Source organism: Pseudophaeobacter sp., from assembly GCF_039971195.1.
Classification (GTDB): domain Bacteria; phylum Pseudomonadota; class Alphaproteobacteria; order Rhodobacterales; family Rhodobacteraceae; genus Pseudophaeobacter.
Genome location: NZ_JBDWPJ010000091.1, coordinates 1 through 15060 on the forward strand (window position 1 = coordinate 1; position 15060 = coordinate 15060).

17 protein-coding genes are annotated in these 15060 nt (G+C 59.5%); 9 read left to right on the forward strand and 8 right to left on the reverse strand.

All coding sequences use genetic code 11. From position 1 onward, the window contains the following. The 7 genes from ABJP42_RS07925 to ABJP42_RS07955 form a co-directional block, all read left to right on the forward strand. A partial coding sequence (locus ABJP42_RS07925) for an amidophosphoribosyltransferase (RefSeq protein ID WP_348339792.1) occupies positions 1-1190 on the forward strand: 1190 nt, incomplete at its 5' end. 213 nt (positions 1191-1403) lie between these two features. Further along, positions 1404-1946 (forward strand): DUF2199 domain-containing protein, encoded by a 543-nt coding sequence (locus tag ABJP42_RS07930; RefSeq protein WP_348339793.1) that lies wholly within the window; start codon positions 1404-1406, stop codon positions 1944-1946. Between the two features lie 237 nt (positions 1947-2183). Further along, positions 2184-2456 carry a hypothetical protein gene (locus ABJP42_RS07935; RefSeq protein ID WP_348339794.1) on the forward strand — a complete coding sequence of 91 codons (273 nt, stop codon included), beginning with the start codon at positions 2184-2186 and terminating at the stop codon, positions 2454-2456. Positions 2457-2554: 98 nt separating this feature from the next. Next, entirely contained in the window at positions 2555-3199 is a 645-nt protein-coding gene (locus ABJP42_RS07940; protein WP_348339795.1) for an SDR family NAD(P)-dependent oxidoreductase, read from the forward strand. A gap of 337 nt (positions 3200-3536) precedes the next feature. Further along, entirely contained in the window at positions 3537-4319 is a 783-nt protein-coding gene (gene surE, locus ABJP42_RS07945) for a 5'/3'-nucleotidase SurE (protein ID WP_348339796.1), read from the forward strand. Further along, a complete protein-coding gene (locus tag ABJP42_RS07950) occupies positions 4316-4963 on the forward strand; it encodes a protein-L-isoaspartate(D-aspartate) O-methyltransferase (RefSeq protein ID WP_348339797.1) in 648 nt (215 codons plus the stop codon). Before surE ends, ABJP42_RS07950 begins: the two co-directional genes overlap by 4 nt. A 133-nt stretch (positions 4964-5096) precedes the next feature. Next, positions 5097-6335 (forward strand): peptidoglycan DD-metalloendopeptidase family protein, encoded by a 1239-nt coding sequence (locus tag ABJP42_RS07955; RefSeq protein WP_490363199.1) that lies wholly within the window; start codon positions 5097-5099, stop codon positions 6333-6335. 88 nt (positions 6336-6423) lie between these two features. Here the strand turns inward: ABJP42_RS07955 and ABJP42_RS07960 are convergent, their stop codons facing one another. The 4 genes from ABJP42_RS07960 to ABJP42_RS07975 form a co-directional block, all read right to left on the reverse strand. Next, positions 6424-7269: an ATP-binding protein gene (locus ABJP42_RS07960; protein ID WP_348339798.1), complete on the reverse strand. Its 846-nt coding sequence runs from the start codon at positions 7267-7269 to the stop codon at positions 6424-6426. 257 nt (positions 7270-7526) lie between these two features. Further along, a complete protein-coding gene (tatC, locus tag ABJP42_RS07965) occupies positions 7527-8471 on the reverse strand; it encodes a twin-arginine translocase subunit TatC (RefSeq protein WP_348339799.1) in 945 nt (314 codons plus the stop codon). Then, on the reverse strand, positions 8468-8998 hold the full coding sequence (tatB, locus tag ABJP42_RS07970) for a Sec-independent protein translocase protein TatB (protein ID WP_348339800.1): 531 nt from the start codon (positions 8996-8998) through the stop codon (positions 8468-8470). The genes tatC and tatB overlap by 4 nt, the downstream gene beginning before the upstream one ends. Positions 8999-9004: 6 nt before the next feature. Beyond that, the gene (locus ABJP42_RS07975) at positions 9005-9232 is read right to left on the reverse strand and encodes a twin-arginine translocase TatA/TatE family subunit (RefSeq protein WP_348339801.1); all 228 of its coding nucleotides are present in this window, start codon (positions 9230-9232) and stop codon (positions 9005-9007) included. Positions 9233-9454: 222 nt separating this feature from the next. On the opposite strand from ABJP42_RS07975, the gene ABJP42_RS07980 reads away from it, so the two are divergent. Together ABJP42_RS07980 and ABJP42_RS07985 are read left to right on the forward strand one after the other, a co-directional pair. Further along, complete coding sequence (locus ABJP42_RS07980; protein WP_348339802.1) at positions 9455-9766, forward strand: hypothetical protein; 312 nt, start codon at positions 9455-9457, stop codon at positions 9764-9766. Positions 9767-9812: 46 nt separating this feature from the next. Further along, a complete protein-coding gene (locus tag ABJP42_RS07985; protein WP_348339803.1) occupies positions 9813-10493 on the forward strand; it encodes a helix-turn-helix transcriptional regulator in 681 nt (226 codons plus the stop codon). Positions 10494-10574: 81 nt separating this feature from the next. On the opposite strand, the gene ABJP42_RS07990 is transcribed toward ABJP42_RS07985, so the two are convergent. From ABJP42_RS07990 to ABJP42_RS08005, 4 genes are all read right to left on the reverse strand, one after another. Then, complete coding sequence (locus tag ABJP42_RS07990) at positions 10575-11687, reverse strand: ABC transporter ATP-binding protein (RefSeq protein ID WP_348339804.1); 1113 nt, start codon at positions 11685-11687, stop codon at positions 10575-10577. A 77-nt stretch (positions 11688-11764) separates the two neighbouring features. Next, complete coding sequence (locus ABJP42_RS07995) at positions 11765-12814, reverse strand: methyltransferase domain-containing protein (protein WP_348339805.1); 1050 nt, start codon at positions 12812-12814, stop codon at positions 11765-11767. A 136-nt stretch (positions 12815-12950) separates the two neighbouring features. Continuing rightward, positions 12951-14069 (reverse strand): YhaZ family DNA alkylation repair protein, encoded by a 1119-nt coding sequence (locus tag ABJP42_RS08000; RefSeq protein WP_348339806.1) that lies wholly within the window; start codon positions 14067-14069, stop codon positions 12951-12953. Positions 14070-14102: 33 nt separating this feature from the next. Continuing rightward, positions 14103-14882, reverse strand: a complete 780-nt coding sequence (locus ABJP42_RS08005) for an SDR family oxidoreductase (protein ID WP_348339807.1) — start codon at positions 14880-14882, stop codon at positions 14103-14105. Between the last annotated feature and the right edge of the window lie 178 nt (positions 14883-15060).

The following is a 15060-nucleotide window of genomic DNA, read 5'->3' on the forward strand; positions in this document are numbered from 1 at the left end:
AGCGCGATAAGGTGACTGCCAAATACAGCCGCCATCTGCGCACCACCTCGGATTCAGAAATCCTGCTGAATGTTCTGGCTGACAAGATCTCAGACAGCATCAAGGTCAATGGCACCGTTGACCCGATCCGCAATCTCTTTGCGGGCGTCAAAATGACCATGGAGCGCATACAGGGCGCCTATTCAGTGATCTGCATGGTGGCCGGGGTTGGCATGCTGGCCTTCCGCGATCCCCATGGTATTCGCCCGCTTTCCGTTGCCCGCCGCGACGCCGAGGGCGCGGGTGACGACTACGCCTTTGCCTCCGAAGACGTAGCCTTTGGCATCAATGGTTTTGAAAAGCTGCGCGATGTGGCCCCGGGTGAGGCGATTCTCATCGATCTGGAGGGCAATATGCACAGCTTCCAGGCGGTTGAAGGCACACTGACCCCCTGTATCTTTGAATATGTTTACCTGGCGCGACCCGACTCGATGCTGGACGGGATCTCGGTCTACAAGACCCAGCTGCGCATGGGCCAGACCCTGGCCAATCAGATCAAGGAAGCCGATCTCGAAATCGACTGCATCATTCCGGTACCCGATTCTGCCCGCCCGGTGGCGCTGGAAGTGGCCAATTCCATGGGCATTCGCTACCGCGAAGGCCTGGTAAAGAATCGCTACATCGGCCGGACCTTCATTATGCCCGGTCAGGCAGAGCGGCAGAAATCTGTCCGCCGCAAGCTCAACGCCATTCCGCTGGAGATGAAGGGGCTCAATCTCTTGCTGATTGATGATTCCATTGTGCGCGGGAATACCATCCAAAAGATCGTCCAGATGTGCCGCGATGCCGGCGCCAAAAAGGTCTATATCGCCAGTGCCTCGCCGCCGGTGAAGTATCCCAATGTCTATGGCATCGACATGCCGACCAAGCATGAACTGATTGCTGATGGCCGCTCGACCGAGGAAATCCGCGAAGAGCTGGGCGCCGATGCACTTATTTATCAGCGGCTTGAGGATCTGGTCTGGGCCGCACATGAGGGCAACAAGGACATCGATACTTTTGATTGTTCCTGCTTTGACGGCAAGTATGTCACCGGCAGCGTCAGCGAAGACTACCTGAATTCACTGGAGACCAGTGGCCGGGTCAGCAAAAAGATCAAAGACATGCCCGCCCCCGGGGAATCCTGGAACAGCATGAAGCTGGCCACCTAAGCTGGCCTCTGCTGCGCCCCTTGCCCCCGGCTTGCCATCGCCTCTCAAAGGTTATGCACTCAGGGGTTTGCTTTGCGCTGCAGGCAGGATATGAGTGCGCTCAACGTCATAGGGAAAGGCGCTGATCCAACAGATCGGCGCCTTTCCTTTGTTCTGCACCCGGCCCCAGAGGCCCTTTGAAAGACCCGCCACTTGGACGCCCATCTCGCCCGTATGCTGACATCTTCGCGTCGCTGCCGCTGCTGTGGTGCGACCTTTGCGCAGTTGCTCAGCCTCAGCTGTGACCGCCCGGACATCTGCTCCGAAGACATGGTGGTGCAGGATAACTCTGCGATTCTGGCGCAGAGCGGAGATGTGTTGACGGATGATTTCTGCCGCCTTGGCGATCTGCGCTTTGTGCGCGCGGTGCTGGCGATCCCGCTGGCCGAAGGCGACGGCCACGAGTTCATTCTCGGCACCTGGGCCAATCTCGGCGCCGAAGACTTTGACACCTATTTGGACCTGCTGGATATGCAGGATATCGAGAGCCTTGGCAGCCGCCCGGCCTGGCTCGCCAATGCGATCCCGCCAGAAGAGGGCAAACCGGTGGCCTGCATGTTGCATATGCGCCCTGAGGGGCAATACCCGGAGCTGCAGATCTCAGAGTCAAATCACTCGCTCGCCACCCTGCAGCACGCTGGGGCGCAGCTCGAAGAGCTGTTTGAGCTGCTGCATACCTATGGCCATGACCTCGCTTCGCTGGTCTATGATTCCTAAGACGCAGTGCCGGCAGAACCTCTGACTTGAAAGGCTGCGTCTCATTGAAGGGGACGGCCTGAGATCGGCAAGAGCCCGCCGATTCCTGGCCCTGCCAGCAAGGCTCCGCCCGGTTTTGCCTGTCGTCTTCGCAACTGCAGCATTTGGCTCTCGCATCCGCCTGCTGTCATGCCTATCTGCCGCTTTGGGCCCTGCGATATTCCTGTCGACTCACCTGCGGCCCAGAAGAAGGCAACCATGACAAACGCGACCAATTCCACTCAAACCCCCGCCCTTGTGGCCAGCAAGGCCACCCAATCCCGTGCCCTACCAAAAAGCGGCCTAAGCCTGCTTGGTCTGTTTGGCGCCGAGGGCAACATGCAGGCCATGGTACGGCTGCCCAGCGGAAGGGTGAAAACCGTCAAGCCCGGCAGCCGCGTGGCCCAAGGCAAGGTTCTGGGCATTGATGCCAATGGGCTGGTGCTGGAAAGCGCCGGGCGTACCCAGCGGATCACGATGCCCGGCAGCTGAGGCCGCCTCAGCCCACCTTCGTCTGTGCCCCCCTTGCTTGCTGATTGCGCCAAGATGAAGTCTTGACCCTGTGCGCCAAGCCGCGCACAAGGCTGGCCATGACACAGAAACTCGCTCTTATCACTGGTGCCTCACGCGGCTTTGGCGCAGCCCTGGCCGAGGCGCTGGCGCCCACGCATCATATCGTCGCCGTGGCCCGCACTACCGGCGCGCTGGAAGAACTTGATGATCGCATCAAGGCGCTTGGCGGCTCTGCCACCCTTGCACCGATGGACATCACCGACCCGGCGGCCATGGCTACCCTGTGCCGTGGCATTCACGACCGCTGGGGCCATCTTGACCTCTGGCTGCACGCCGCGATCCACGCGGCACCGCTGAGCCCAGCCTCTTCGGTTGCGGTGAAGGACTGGACCAAATCTCTGGCGACCAATGCCTCAGCGCCCTCGGTGCTGATCCCCTATGTGGCGCCCCTTCTGGGGCAGGCAGGGCGCGCGGTATTCTTTGATGATCCCCGCGCCGGAGAGAAATTCTTTGGTGCTTATGGCGCCAGCAAAGCGGCGCAGATGGCGCTGGCCCGCAGCTGGCAGGCCGAGACCATCAAAACTGGCCCGCGGGTTCAAATCCTAGAGCCCAAGCCGATGCCAACGGCCCTGCGTGCGCGGTTTTTCCCCGGCGAAGACCGCAGCCCGCTTGCGGATCCCCACTCTGAGGCTAAACGCCTCCTGCCTGAGATTCTGCGCTAGAGCAAAACACAGCGCATTCGGCGCCAAGCGCTCCCGCCCCCGGCTGGCAGGATCAAAGATCCTTGCCCCGGCCTTGGGCCCAGCGCCGCGCCAAGGCGCGGCGCTGCACCGCATCTCGCGGCCGGATGATGAGATGGCAGACCTGACTTGCCAGGCCAGCGACACCGCTAAGGCTCTGGGACCTCTGCGGCTCCTCAAAAGAGTTTCAAAATTCACCTCAGCAAACCTGTGGCACAGCTACCCGCTCTGCGGCGCCTCATTTCTGCCAATGGGTCGAAACACTTGCCCCCTTTGGTCCCAATGCCTATTCAGATCAAAACAGACTCCGGGGGAAAACATGCGCATTCTCATCACCAATGACGACGGTATCAGTGCTCCCGGCCTTGTAGTGCTGGAAAAACTCGCCCGGGAGCTGGCCGGCCCCAAGGGCGAGGTATGGACCGTCGCCCCAGCCTTTGAACAATCCGGCGTTGGCCATTGCATCAGCTACACCCGCCCCTCGATGTTGAGCCAGCTGGGCCCCCGCCGTTTTGCTGCCGAAGGCTCCCCTGCCGATTGCGTGCTGGCCGGCATCCATGTGGCGATGAAGGGCAGCCGCCCCGACCTAGTGCTGTCGGGCGTCAACCGCGGCAATAACTCGGCCGAGAACGCACTCTATTCCGGCACTCTTGGTGGCGCTATGGAAGCCGCTTTGCAAGGCATCCCCGCCATGGGGTTGTCGCAATATTTTGGCCCCCATAACAAAGACCTCGACGATCCTTTTGAAGCCTCAGCCACCCATGGCGTCGAGGTGGTCCGTAAGATCCTCGCCGCCGAGCCTCAAGACCAACAGGATTACCGGTTGTTTTACAATATCAACTTCCCCCCGGTTCCGGCCCAGGCCGTGAAAGGCACTCGGGTGGTGCGCCAGGGTTTTCGCCGTGGCAGCCATTTTTCCGCCGAAGAGCAGCTCTCTCCCACCGGGCGGCGCTATCTGTGGATCCGTGGCGGCGACCAGCATGTGCAAACCGCCCCCGACAGCGATGCCAGCGTCAACCTGAACGGCTATGTCTCGGTGACGCCGATGCGGGCAGATCTGACCGCCCATGATATGCTTGAGGGGTTCAAAGCGATCGAATGAACGGCCCCGACCCGGAAACCAAGATGCAATTCCTCTTTGCCCTGCGCTCGCGCGGGGTCACGGATAGCAGGGTGTTGGAGGCCATGGAGCAGGTCGACCGTGGCCCCTTTGTGCGCGGCATCTTCACCGAACGCGCCTATGAGGACACACCGCTGCCGATTGCCTGTGGCCAGACCATTTCGCAGCCCTCAGTCGTCGGGTTGATGACCCAGGCGCTGCAGGTCTCGCCGCGCGACACCGTGCTGGAGGTCGGCACGGGGTCTGGCTATCAGGCCGCCATTTTGGCCAAACTGGCCCGACGGGTCTATACTATCGACCGTCACGCGCGGCTGGTGCGCGAAGCCCGGATGATCTTTGACACCCTGCAACTGCCCAATGTGACTTCGCTGGTAGGGGATGGCAGCTTTGGCCTGCCCGATCAGGCGCCTTTTGACCGCATCATTGTCACCGCCGCCGCCGAGGATCCCCCCGGCCCCCTGCTGGCGCAGCTAAAACCCGGAGGCATCATGGTTGTTCCGGTCGGCCAGTCGGACGCGGTTCAAACCCTGATCCGGGTGCGCAAATCCGAAGACGGGTTGGATTATGATGAACTGCGCCCGGTGCGATTTGTGCCGCTGCTCGAAGGATTGGGCAAAGAGGCTTGAATTCAAGCAAAGCCGCGCCGATTGCAGCCCAAAGGCTAGAAAAACATTGACCAAGGCCATAGTTGCAGCCCAAGAGGCCATAAGACCGGCGCAGACCCGGCCCGTTCAGAACAGGACAAGGATTGAGGACAGCATGACCAAAGGCATGATCACAGGCATGATCCCTGGCAGCCCTAAACCCCGCCCCGCCCGCCGCCGGATGGCGCTGGCTTCTGTTCCCATGCTGGCGCTCCTAGCCGCCTGCGAAGGGCCACTAGACTATGATCTGCGCGGTCAAATTGGCGGTTTCAACACCACCGCAGCCGCCCAGAACGCTACCACCAACCGCCCCACACCGGATGCGCGCGGCTTGATCACCTATCCCTCCTATCAGGTGGCCGTAGCCGAGCGCGGCGATAGCGTTGCAGATGTAGCCGCCCGAATTGGGCTGCCCGCAGGCGAGGTCGCCCGGTTCAACGGCATGCAAACCAGCGACACTCTGCGCAAAGGCGAAGTGCTCGCCCTGCCCCGTCGCGCCCCCGACAGCCTGCCTGCCAGCGCAGGCACCGCCTCACCAGGTGGCGTTGATATCGCTTCTCTTGCTGGCAATGCAATTGATGCCTCTCCTGCAACTTCGCCCAATCCCGGCTCTGTCACCACCACCCAGATCCAGCCGACGCCACAAACCAAACCCGTGGCGGTGCAGGACGGGCCGGAACCTGTCCGCCACAAGGTGGTGCGCGGCGAAACCGCCTATACCATTTCCCGCCTCTATCAGGTGCCGGTGAAATCCCTGGCCGAATGGAACGGATTAGGCAGCGATTTTGCCATCCGCGAAGGCCAACATCTGCTGATCCCTCTCAAGGACCAGCAACGCTCCCAGGCGCCCGCTGCAGTGGCCACAACTGCCCCCGGTGAAGGCACGGCCACGCCAACGCCCCCCAGCGCCACCAAACCGCTGCCCGAGGAAAACATCGCCCCTGCCAGTGTCGCCACCGAAAACCTGCCAACCGTGGATGTCCCGGCGCCCACCCGCCCCAGCCAAGCTGCCATGATCTATCCGGTGCAGGGCAAGATCGTGCAGACCTATTCCAAAGGGCGCAATGATGGCATCGATATTGCCGCCGCCGCGGGCGCCCCGGTCAAGGCCGCCGATGCTGGCACCGTTGCTGCCATCACCAAGGATTCAAAGAACAACCCGATCATTGTGCTGCGCCATGGCCCCCAACTGCTGACCATCTATGCCAATGTCGACAAGATCCTGGTGAGCAAGGGCGACCAAGTAAAACGCGGCCAGGTCATTGGCAACTTGAAAGAGGCCGAAGGCGCAACCCTGCACTTTGAAGTGCGCGACGGCTATGACAGCCTCGATCCGCTGACCTATCTGAACTAGCGCTGCTGCGAAAGCACTCACAAGTCTCGAAGTCCCGGCCAGCGCCCCTGCGAGGAGGCGCAAAGCGTCCATCCACTGCGGCGCGGCTTCACCCCCGCAGGGAAACGCCGTGACGCCCCGCCAGATCGGTAAAGAACTGCCAGGCCACCCGACCTGAGCGCGCTCCGCGGGTGGCCTGCCATTCAATCGCCTCTGCCCGCATGATCTCTGGATCAACCTCCAGGCCATGCGCTTTGCAATAGCCAGAAATCATCGCCAGATACTCATCCTGATCACAGGGGTGAAAGCCGAGCCAAAGCCCAAATCGATCAGAAAGCGAGACCTTCTCCTCGACCGCCTCAGACGGGTTGATGGCACTGGAGCGCTCATTTTCGATCATATCACGCGGCATCAGGTGACGCCGGTTCGAGGTGGCAAAGAACAGCACATTCTCAGGCCGCCCTTCAATGCCGCCATCCAGCACCGCCTTCAGGCTTTTGTAATGCTCATCATCATGGCTGAACGACAGATCATCGCAAAACAGGATGAACCGATAGGGGGCATGTCGCAAATGATTGAGCAGCCGCGCCACCGAGGGCAAATCCTCTCGTTGTAGTTCCACCAGTTTCAGATCACCATGATCCTCCAGCAACGCGCCATGGATCGCCTTCACCAGGCTTGACTTTCCCATGCCCCGCGCGCCCCACAACAGCGCATTGTTGGCAGCCTCGCCACGGGCAAAACGCCGGGAGTTTTCCAGCAGCGTATCGCGCGCCCGGTCAATCCCCAGCAAGAGATCCAGATCAACCCGATTCACTTCCGCCACAGGTGCAAGCCGATCCGGCGCAACATGCCAAACAAAGGCGGAGGCTGTCGCAAAATCCGGGGAAGCCAGCGGCGCCGGAGACATCCGTTCCAGGGCTTCTGCAATGCGGGTGAGTGTTGTTTCGTTCATATCCGGTCTCCGTCAATCCTTAAGGTTTTGAAAGCACGTTCCCCCTCTGGCCACAAGTGCCCCGGGCCTCTCAAGAACCGCCAGACTTCCCCCGCTTTCACTTTTCCAAAAATATTCCGGGGGAGCGCGCCCCAGGCGCGCGGGGGCAGAGCCCCCCATCTTCTTCCCTTAACCCTGAACTGGGCCTCAAAAAAGGCGCGCTGATCCCAGCGCGCCTTTTTGAAAGTTAAACAACGAACAGATCGCCAATTTCACTGCTACTTGGCGTCATCCTCGTCAAACTCGGCCATCAAAGGGTCTTCATCCTCGTCATCATAATAGCCTTCCGCCCGCAGTTTTGCTTCGCGTTTGGTTTCCACCCGACGCACCAGGAAGATGGAGATCTCATAGAGACCATAGACCACCACAAAGAGGATCATCTGGGTGATCACATCCGGGGGCGTCACCAGAGCCGCCAGCACCAGAATGGCAACAACAGCATATTTGCGCATGCCGCCAAGCCCATCTGCACTGACCAGACCTGCCTTGCCCATCAGGGTCAAAAGCACAGGCAGCTGGAAACACAGGCCAAAGGCCATGATGAATTTCAGCGTGATATCCAGGCTCTCATTGACCTTGCCAAAGAAGGTGATCCTGACCCCATCGGTGGTTTCAGGGACCACCGCAGCGCCGACGCTCACCCCGTCAGGAACGGATCCCGCCACATCTCCTGCCGCCTGCGACAGCAGGTTGGCAAAGATCGAACTGACATCGGCAAACCCGAGGAAGAACTGCATTGCCAGCGGTGTCACCACCAGTTGGGCAAAACTTGCCCCCAGCAGAAACATGAATGGCGAGGCAATCAGGAAAGGCAAAAAGGCACCTTTTTCCGTCTTGTAAAGCCCTGGTGCCACAAAGCGCCATAGCTGATAGCCGATCACCGGGAAAGACAGCGCAAAGCCAAAGACCATGGAGATCCGAAACAGTGTGAACAAATATTCCTGCGGCGAGGTATATTGCAGCGTTGGCGAGGGATCACCAAGGGCGCGCAGGGTTTCCTCGATCGGTGCGACCAGGAACTGCAGGATTGGTTCGGCCACGACAAAGGCCAGGATGACCCCCACCGCAAAGGCCATAACCGAGCGGATCAACCGGGTGCGCAGCTCTGCTAGATGCTCGATCAGCGGCGCGGTTGTTTCCTCAACCTCTTCTGTCTGGCTCATGTTTTGGCCTCGCTATTGTCAGAGGGCGCCACGGCAGGATCAGCGCTGCTGGGCTGCTCTGGAGCAGTCTCAACCGCAGCTTCAGCCGCCTCTGCATGGGCCATGGCCTCGCTCGCTTCACGGGCTTTACGCTCGGCAGCGGCGCGCGCAGTGGCGGCCTGAATTTTCTTGGCCTCCAACGCGCGTTCCACCGCCATCTGTCCGGTCTCGGTGCCTGGTTTATAGGAGGTAGGATCAATCGATTTGGTCGGATCAATGGATTTAGCCATCTCCTGCGCCGCCTCTTTCACCCCGTCCATCGCCGTGCCAACCGGATTGGTCGCCGCCTTCAGCCCCTTGGCAACATCGCGCACACCGCTTTCGTCAGCGGCGTCATTCATTGCCGAACTGAACTCGCGGGCCATGCCCTTGGCCTTGCCCACAAAACGGCCGACATTGCGAAACATCACCGGCAGGTCCTTGGGCCCGACAACAATCAGCGCCACAACGCCAATAACCAGGAGTTCGGTCAACCCAAGATCAAACATCCGCGCTTACGCCTTGTCTGTTTCAGACGTGGTCTCGGCGGCTGGTGTCACATCCTTGGCCTCGTCAGCGGCTTCGGTTTCCAGCTCCGCTGTGCCTTCACTGACGCCCTTTTTGAACGATGTGATGCCTTTGCCAACTTCCCCCATCAGCGAGCTGATTTTACCGCGGCCAAACAGCACCAGAACCACGACAGCGATGAGCAGAATGCCTGGAAGGCCAATATTGTTGAGCATGTGAATCTCTCCTTCACTTTGCCAATGCAATGCGCATCGGCTCACTAATTCTCTGACCAAGAGTTCTACGCATCTCCCTTGGCCGCGCAAAGGGGGCCCAGGAGGATTGCCGTTTGCCGCTGATGCAAAACCAGCTTTTTTTGCGCCCACCCAAACTCAACTGACAGGTTTGTGTCAGTTGCCTCCTGATAGATCCCGCGCATCAACAGATAGGAGATTGATATGACCATGAATGTCGCTGAAACCGTCACCTTCACCCTGAACGCAGGCGTCACACCTGAGGAGTTCCTCAAGCTCAGCTATGCCAGCGAGGAGTTTGTCCGCTCCAATCCCGGCTTCATCTTTCGCCGCCTCAGTTCTGGCGCCGATGGCGCCTGGACCGATACGGTAATCTGGAAGGATATGGAAACCGCGCTGGAAGTGGCTGATAGCTTTGGCAAACAGGACTTCGCTCCGGCGCTGATGGCGGTCATTGATGGGGACAGTGTCGCCATTCGCCACGAGAACATCCACTGGACCCTGGCGCCAAGCTAACGGCCCGTCTTGACGCGGCCCCCGCCTCTGCGCCAAGGGTAATCCCATGCGCCGCACGGACCGCCTTTTTGAGATCATCCAGATCCTGCGCGATGGAAAACTCCATCGCGCAAAGGATATTGCCGCACGGCTAGAGGTCTCTACCCGCACCATTTACCGCGATATGGACACGCTGGTGGCTTCCGGCGTGCCAGTGGAGGGCGAGCGCGGCATTGGCTATCTGGTGCGCGAACAGATCACCCTGCCGCCGCTGACTCTTACCCCGGAAGAGCTGGAAGCGCTGAACCTTGGCATGGCCATCGTCGCTGAGGCCGCCGATGCCGATCTCAAGGCTGCTGCGCAATCCCTGGCGGGCAAGGTCGACGCAGTCTTGCCCACCGAGGTGATTGCCGAGGCTGATGCCTGGAAGTTTGCCGTCTACCCCTTTGCGGATGTCGCCCGTGGTTTTGCCCATATGCCCACCCTGCGCGCCGCAATCAAATCGCGCCAAAAATTAAACCTGCAGTACCGTCGTCTGGACGGGTTTCTGACAGACCGGATCATCCGGCCCCTGCATATGGAATACTGGGGCCGCGTCTGGACCCTGACCGCCTGGTGCGAGACCCGTAGTGATTTCCGGGTCTTTCGCGTCGATCTGATCGAAGAGGTCCGCGCCCTGCCAGAACTGTTTCAGGACGAGGCAGGCAAGACCCTCGCGGATTATGATCCGCATCGCAAAAAGGATTGAGCCCCTACCGGGTAGCTGGATCAGCGAGTTTGAACCAGAGTTTGTGCCAGCGAAGCTAGGTCGGGCAAGTCGGACCTGTGTTCAGGCGGGGAAAACAAAGCAGCGGTTGCGCGGCACCGTCAGCCACATGACCCGGCCCACTTCCGGCAGGAAGACCCGCGGCACCGTGACCTTGAGAACAGAGCCATCATAATCCATCTGGAATTCCACCAGGCTCTCATGGCCCAGGTAGCGCGCCCGTTTCACCACCGCACGGGCAGGCACCCCGTCTGTCGCCGTGGGCAGCGGCCCCTTGCCAGCGCGGTCAAAATCCACCCGCACATGTTGCGGGCGAAAGACAATCTCCACATCCGTGCGGTCGGCAATGCCCGGTGCCAGGAACTGTCCAAAGGGCGTATCTGCTAAGGCGCCGTTAACTTGTGAATTCAAAACGTTGATATCGCTAAAAAAGGCGACGGCTGCCTTGTCACTGGGGCGGGTATAGACGTTGTAGGGCGCACCCTGCTGGACAATTCTCCCACCCCGCATCAACGCGATCTCATCAGCCATGCGCATGGCCTCTTCCGGCTCATGGGTGACCAGCAGAACCGCCGCGTCTTCTTCTTTCAGCAGCGTCAGGGTCTCGTCGCGAATACCATCGCGCAGCCGGTTGTCCAGGCCGGAAAACGGTTCGTCCATCAGCATGATCCGCGGACGCGGCGCCAAGGCGCGCGCCAGAGCCACCCGCTGCTGCTCACCGCCAGAAAGCTGATGCGGAAACTCATCAATGAACCGCGACAGCGAAACTTTTTGCAGCAGCTCTTCGACCCGGAGGCGTTTTTCTTCCTTGCTACCTTTGAGCCCAAAGGCCACATTATCCGCCACGCTTAGATGGGGGAACAGGGCAAAGTCCTGAAACATAAGGCCGATCTCGCGCCGCTCGGGTGGGACCCGGAACACAGTGTCACAGATCAGCTTGCCATCCACATAAATCTCGCCGCTATCCTGCATCTCCACCCCGGCGATCATCCGCAGAGTGGTGGATTTACCGCAGCCCGACGGCCCCAACAGGCAGGTCACCTGCCCCGCCTGGATTTGCAGGGACACATCATCCACCACCGCGCGGTCATCAAAATACCGATGGATATTCCGGATCTCCAGCCGCGGATGCGACGCGGCTTCCGTCACAGGGGATTGAAGAGATGCTGTGCTCATTCGGCCTCGCAAGCTGTGCCAACTCTTAGAAGCGGCTTTTGCGGCAAATACCAATCACAGCCCCCCCGCGCAAGTCCTCAGCAGCAGGGGACTGCCGCGCCTTCTCTGCCAAAAGCATTGAAGGGAGACTTGCCGCCGCAGCCCTCAAAGATGCCGTAGTGATTGGAAAAATCACCGATGAAGTCAAAATGCGGCGCCAGGCGGGTGTCCTTCAGCATCATCCAGGTATTGCCACAGACCGGAAAAACCTTGTCTGCCTCGATCACGTGGTGATCATCCAGATGCAACGCATGGGGCGCATGGGGGATAGTGCCTTTGTAGACAACCGCCTGGCCGTAATCCTCACAGTCCGCCTCCAGCTCCGGCAGTTTGAACAACCGGTAGGTGGCAGAGAGGAATTTGAGCGGCGCCACGCGGGCTTCAAGCTTGGGGTTTTCAATGGTCAGAGGCCGCGCCGTCACCATCCGGGGATCGTTGAAACCCGCCACCTTAGAGAGGGTTAGAAAATCGTTCCAATAGAGCGCGCCAGACAGACATTCTCCGTAGAGAACCTCATCCGCTGCCATCGCCTCTGGCACCCGGCGGTCGGCATAAACATCAGAGAAATACATCTCGCCGCCCTGTTTCAGCAAATGGTGCGCGCCGCGCAGCACCGCAGCCTTGTCGGTTGCCAGATTGATTACACAGTTGGAAACGATGATGTCAAAACTGCCTGGCTCCAGATCCAGATCTTCCAGCTGTTCGATGAAGCCGTGGTGGAATTCCACGTTTGACACCTCATGGCCAAAGGCATCCGCATGAAACGCCTGATGGCGCCGTGCCACATCCAGCTGCGCTGGGGTCATGTCAACGCCCACAACACGACCCCGTGGCCCCACCATCTGCGACAGCGCATAGACATCACGCCCGGCGCCACAACCCAGGTCCAGAATATGCGCTCCCTCGAGAGCCTCTGGCGCGATCAACCCGCAGCCGTAATACCGCGTCAGCACCTCGTCATGGATCTGCGAAAGCACCGCCTTGATATGGGCGGGAATATCATCCGGGCTACAGCAAGCATTGGTCTGCAGGTCCGCGCTGCCCTGAAGCACCTCACCATAGTAATTTTGTACGGATTCATGGGACATTAGAGGAACCTCCTAAGGGGGAATTAACCATTCTCACAGCCCCAAAAGACTGCAGTCGTCAGTCGGGCTATCGCGAAGCGGACAGCACAACAAGGGGCAAAACCCCAGTTAACAGAGCTGTGAAAGCAGGTGAGTGCTAAGCCGTAAGCTCGAAACTACCCTGCGCCGCAACCTGCCCATTAACAAGAATCTCAACCTCATGGCGGCCCGGGTGCAGTTTGAAGGTGGTCGCATCGCCCTTCATCCTGTGCCGTTTTGGCAAGGTCACAGGTGCGCTGGCAAGGCGGGTCTGCTTGAGCTTAAAGACTTTCTGGGAGGCTTTGCCGGAGGCCCGTGGAAAACTCACCCGGTAGTCAACAATCACCGGCAGCGGGCTTGCGGCGCTCAGCGTGATGTAAAAATTGAGCATCTCATCAATTTTAACTGTTTGTTTTTCAAATCTTAGGGTTACGTCAACTTCTGCATCTGGATCATAGCCCAGAACTCGCAAGGCCCGGGGGTGGCCGGATTTAACCAGACCACGGCAGGCATGGGTGGTCAGCCAGCTAAGTTCCTTGTCTTTTTGTTCACCCAAGGCGCGCCAGCTTTCCAATCTGTCCAACACTAGATCCGGGTCTTTCTTGGCGATGTCATTTAGATGGTTGGCAACCGATCGCGTCACATAGCGGGTGGGATCGCTGTGCAATTGATCCAACAGCACCAGAGGCTCTTTCATATCCAGCTTAATTCCCTGCCCCCAAGGCAGGCGTGGGCGGGTACCTTCGCTGACCAGACGGCGCACATGATAGCTGGGATGAGAGGCCCAAAGCTGCATCTGCGCCAATGTCAGCTCAGGGTGAGCATTCAGAAAGGGGCGTATCGCCCATTCCATCGAAAACCGCTGTGTGAGCTCTGCCAGTAGCTCCAGCCCCAGTTCAGGGTCGGAGGCAAGCCCGCGTGCCACCACGAATTCGCCCAAAGGGGCAAAAATGAAGTCGCCAAAATCGTCATCCGTCTTCTTGGGGTCCAAGGGGGGCGGCAATGACTTTATCAGCAGCGGCGCGACCTCTGGCAGGGGGCCAGGCATATGCCTGCCGAGGATCTCGGCAATCCGGTTGATGCGCGCCTTCAGCTCCAGCGGCAAAAGCCCCGCCATCACCTCCGCCTGAAACCGGTCGGGATCAAAACCAGGTACGCCTTGGGCAAAAAGACCCGCCAGATAGCGGGTCTTTTCCTGGTTGAACAGCTGGTCTTTCAAGGAAAACCCAGAAGCCATCAAATCACTCCAAAATGTTCTATAATGTAAAAACTACAACGTCGAGTTGGTTGATCCACCATCTAAAAGGATGTTTTGTCCAATGATAAAACCAGCATGTTGGGAGCAAAGGAAGGCGCAGGCAGCGCCAAATTCGCCCCGTGTGCCATAGCGACCGGCCGGAATCGTCGCCGCGCGCTGTGCTTTGGCCTCTTCCATGCTAATCCCCTGCTGGTTCATCACCCCGGTGTCGAGTGAGACCGCCCGGTCCGTCGCATGAATACCGGGCAGCAAGTTATTGATACTAACACCACTTCCAGCCACCTGACGGGAGGTGCCAGCGACATAGCCGGTCAGGCCTGCACGGGCAGAATTGGACAGGCCCAGCACCGCAATTGGCGCCTTGACCGATTGCGAGGTGATATTGACCACCCGGCCCCAGCCACGCTCCATCATGCCGGGCAAAAGGGCCTTCATCAGCGCAATCGGGGCCAGCATATTGGCATCCAGCGCCTTGATAAAATCATCCCGCTCCCAGTCCGACCACAGACCCGGAGGCGGGCCGCCCGCGTTATTGACCAGAATGTCGACACCAGCTGCGGCTTCCAGCAGCTTGGCCTGCCCATCCGCAGTGGCCACATCGGCGGCAATGGTTACCACCTCGACGCCGTAGCTGTCGCGGATCTCTTGGGCCGCCTGCACCAGCGCCTCTTCCCCGCGCGCGTTCATCACCAGATTGACACCGGCCTCGGCCAAAGCTTCGGCGCAGCCCAGCCCGAGCCCCTTGCTGCTGGCACATACCAATGCCCGTTTTCCCGCGATCCCTAGATCCATCTGTCTGCTCCATTGCGCGTTTCATAAACTCGGCGCAAGAGTGCACTGCGCCTGCGCCAATGGCCAGCCCCGAACCGCGCTTGAGGTTGGGGTGGGGTCCGAGAAGGGTCAAATTAACGGCTTGTCAGGAATTCATCCCGTAATTGTCGGTATCGTGCCATAATTGCTTGCTAGCTTT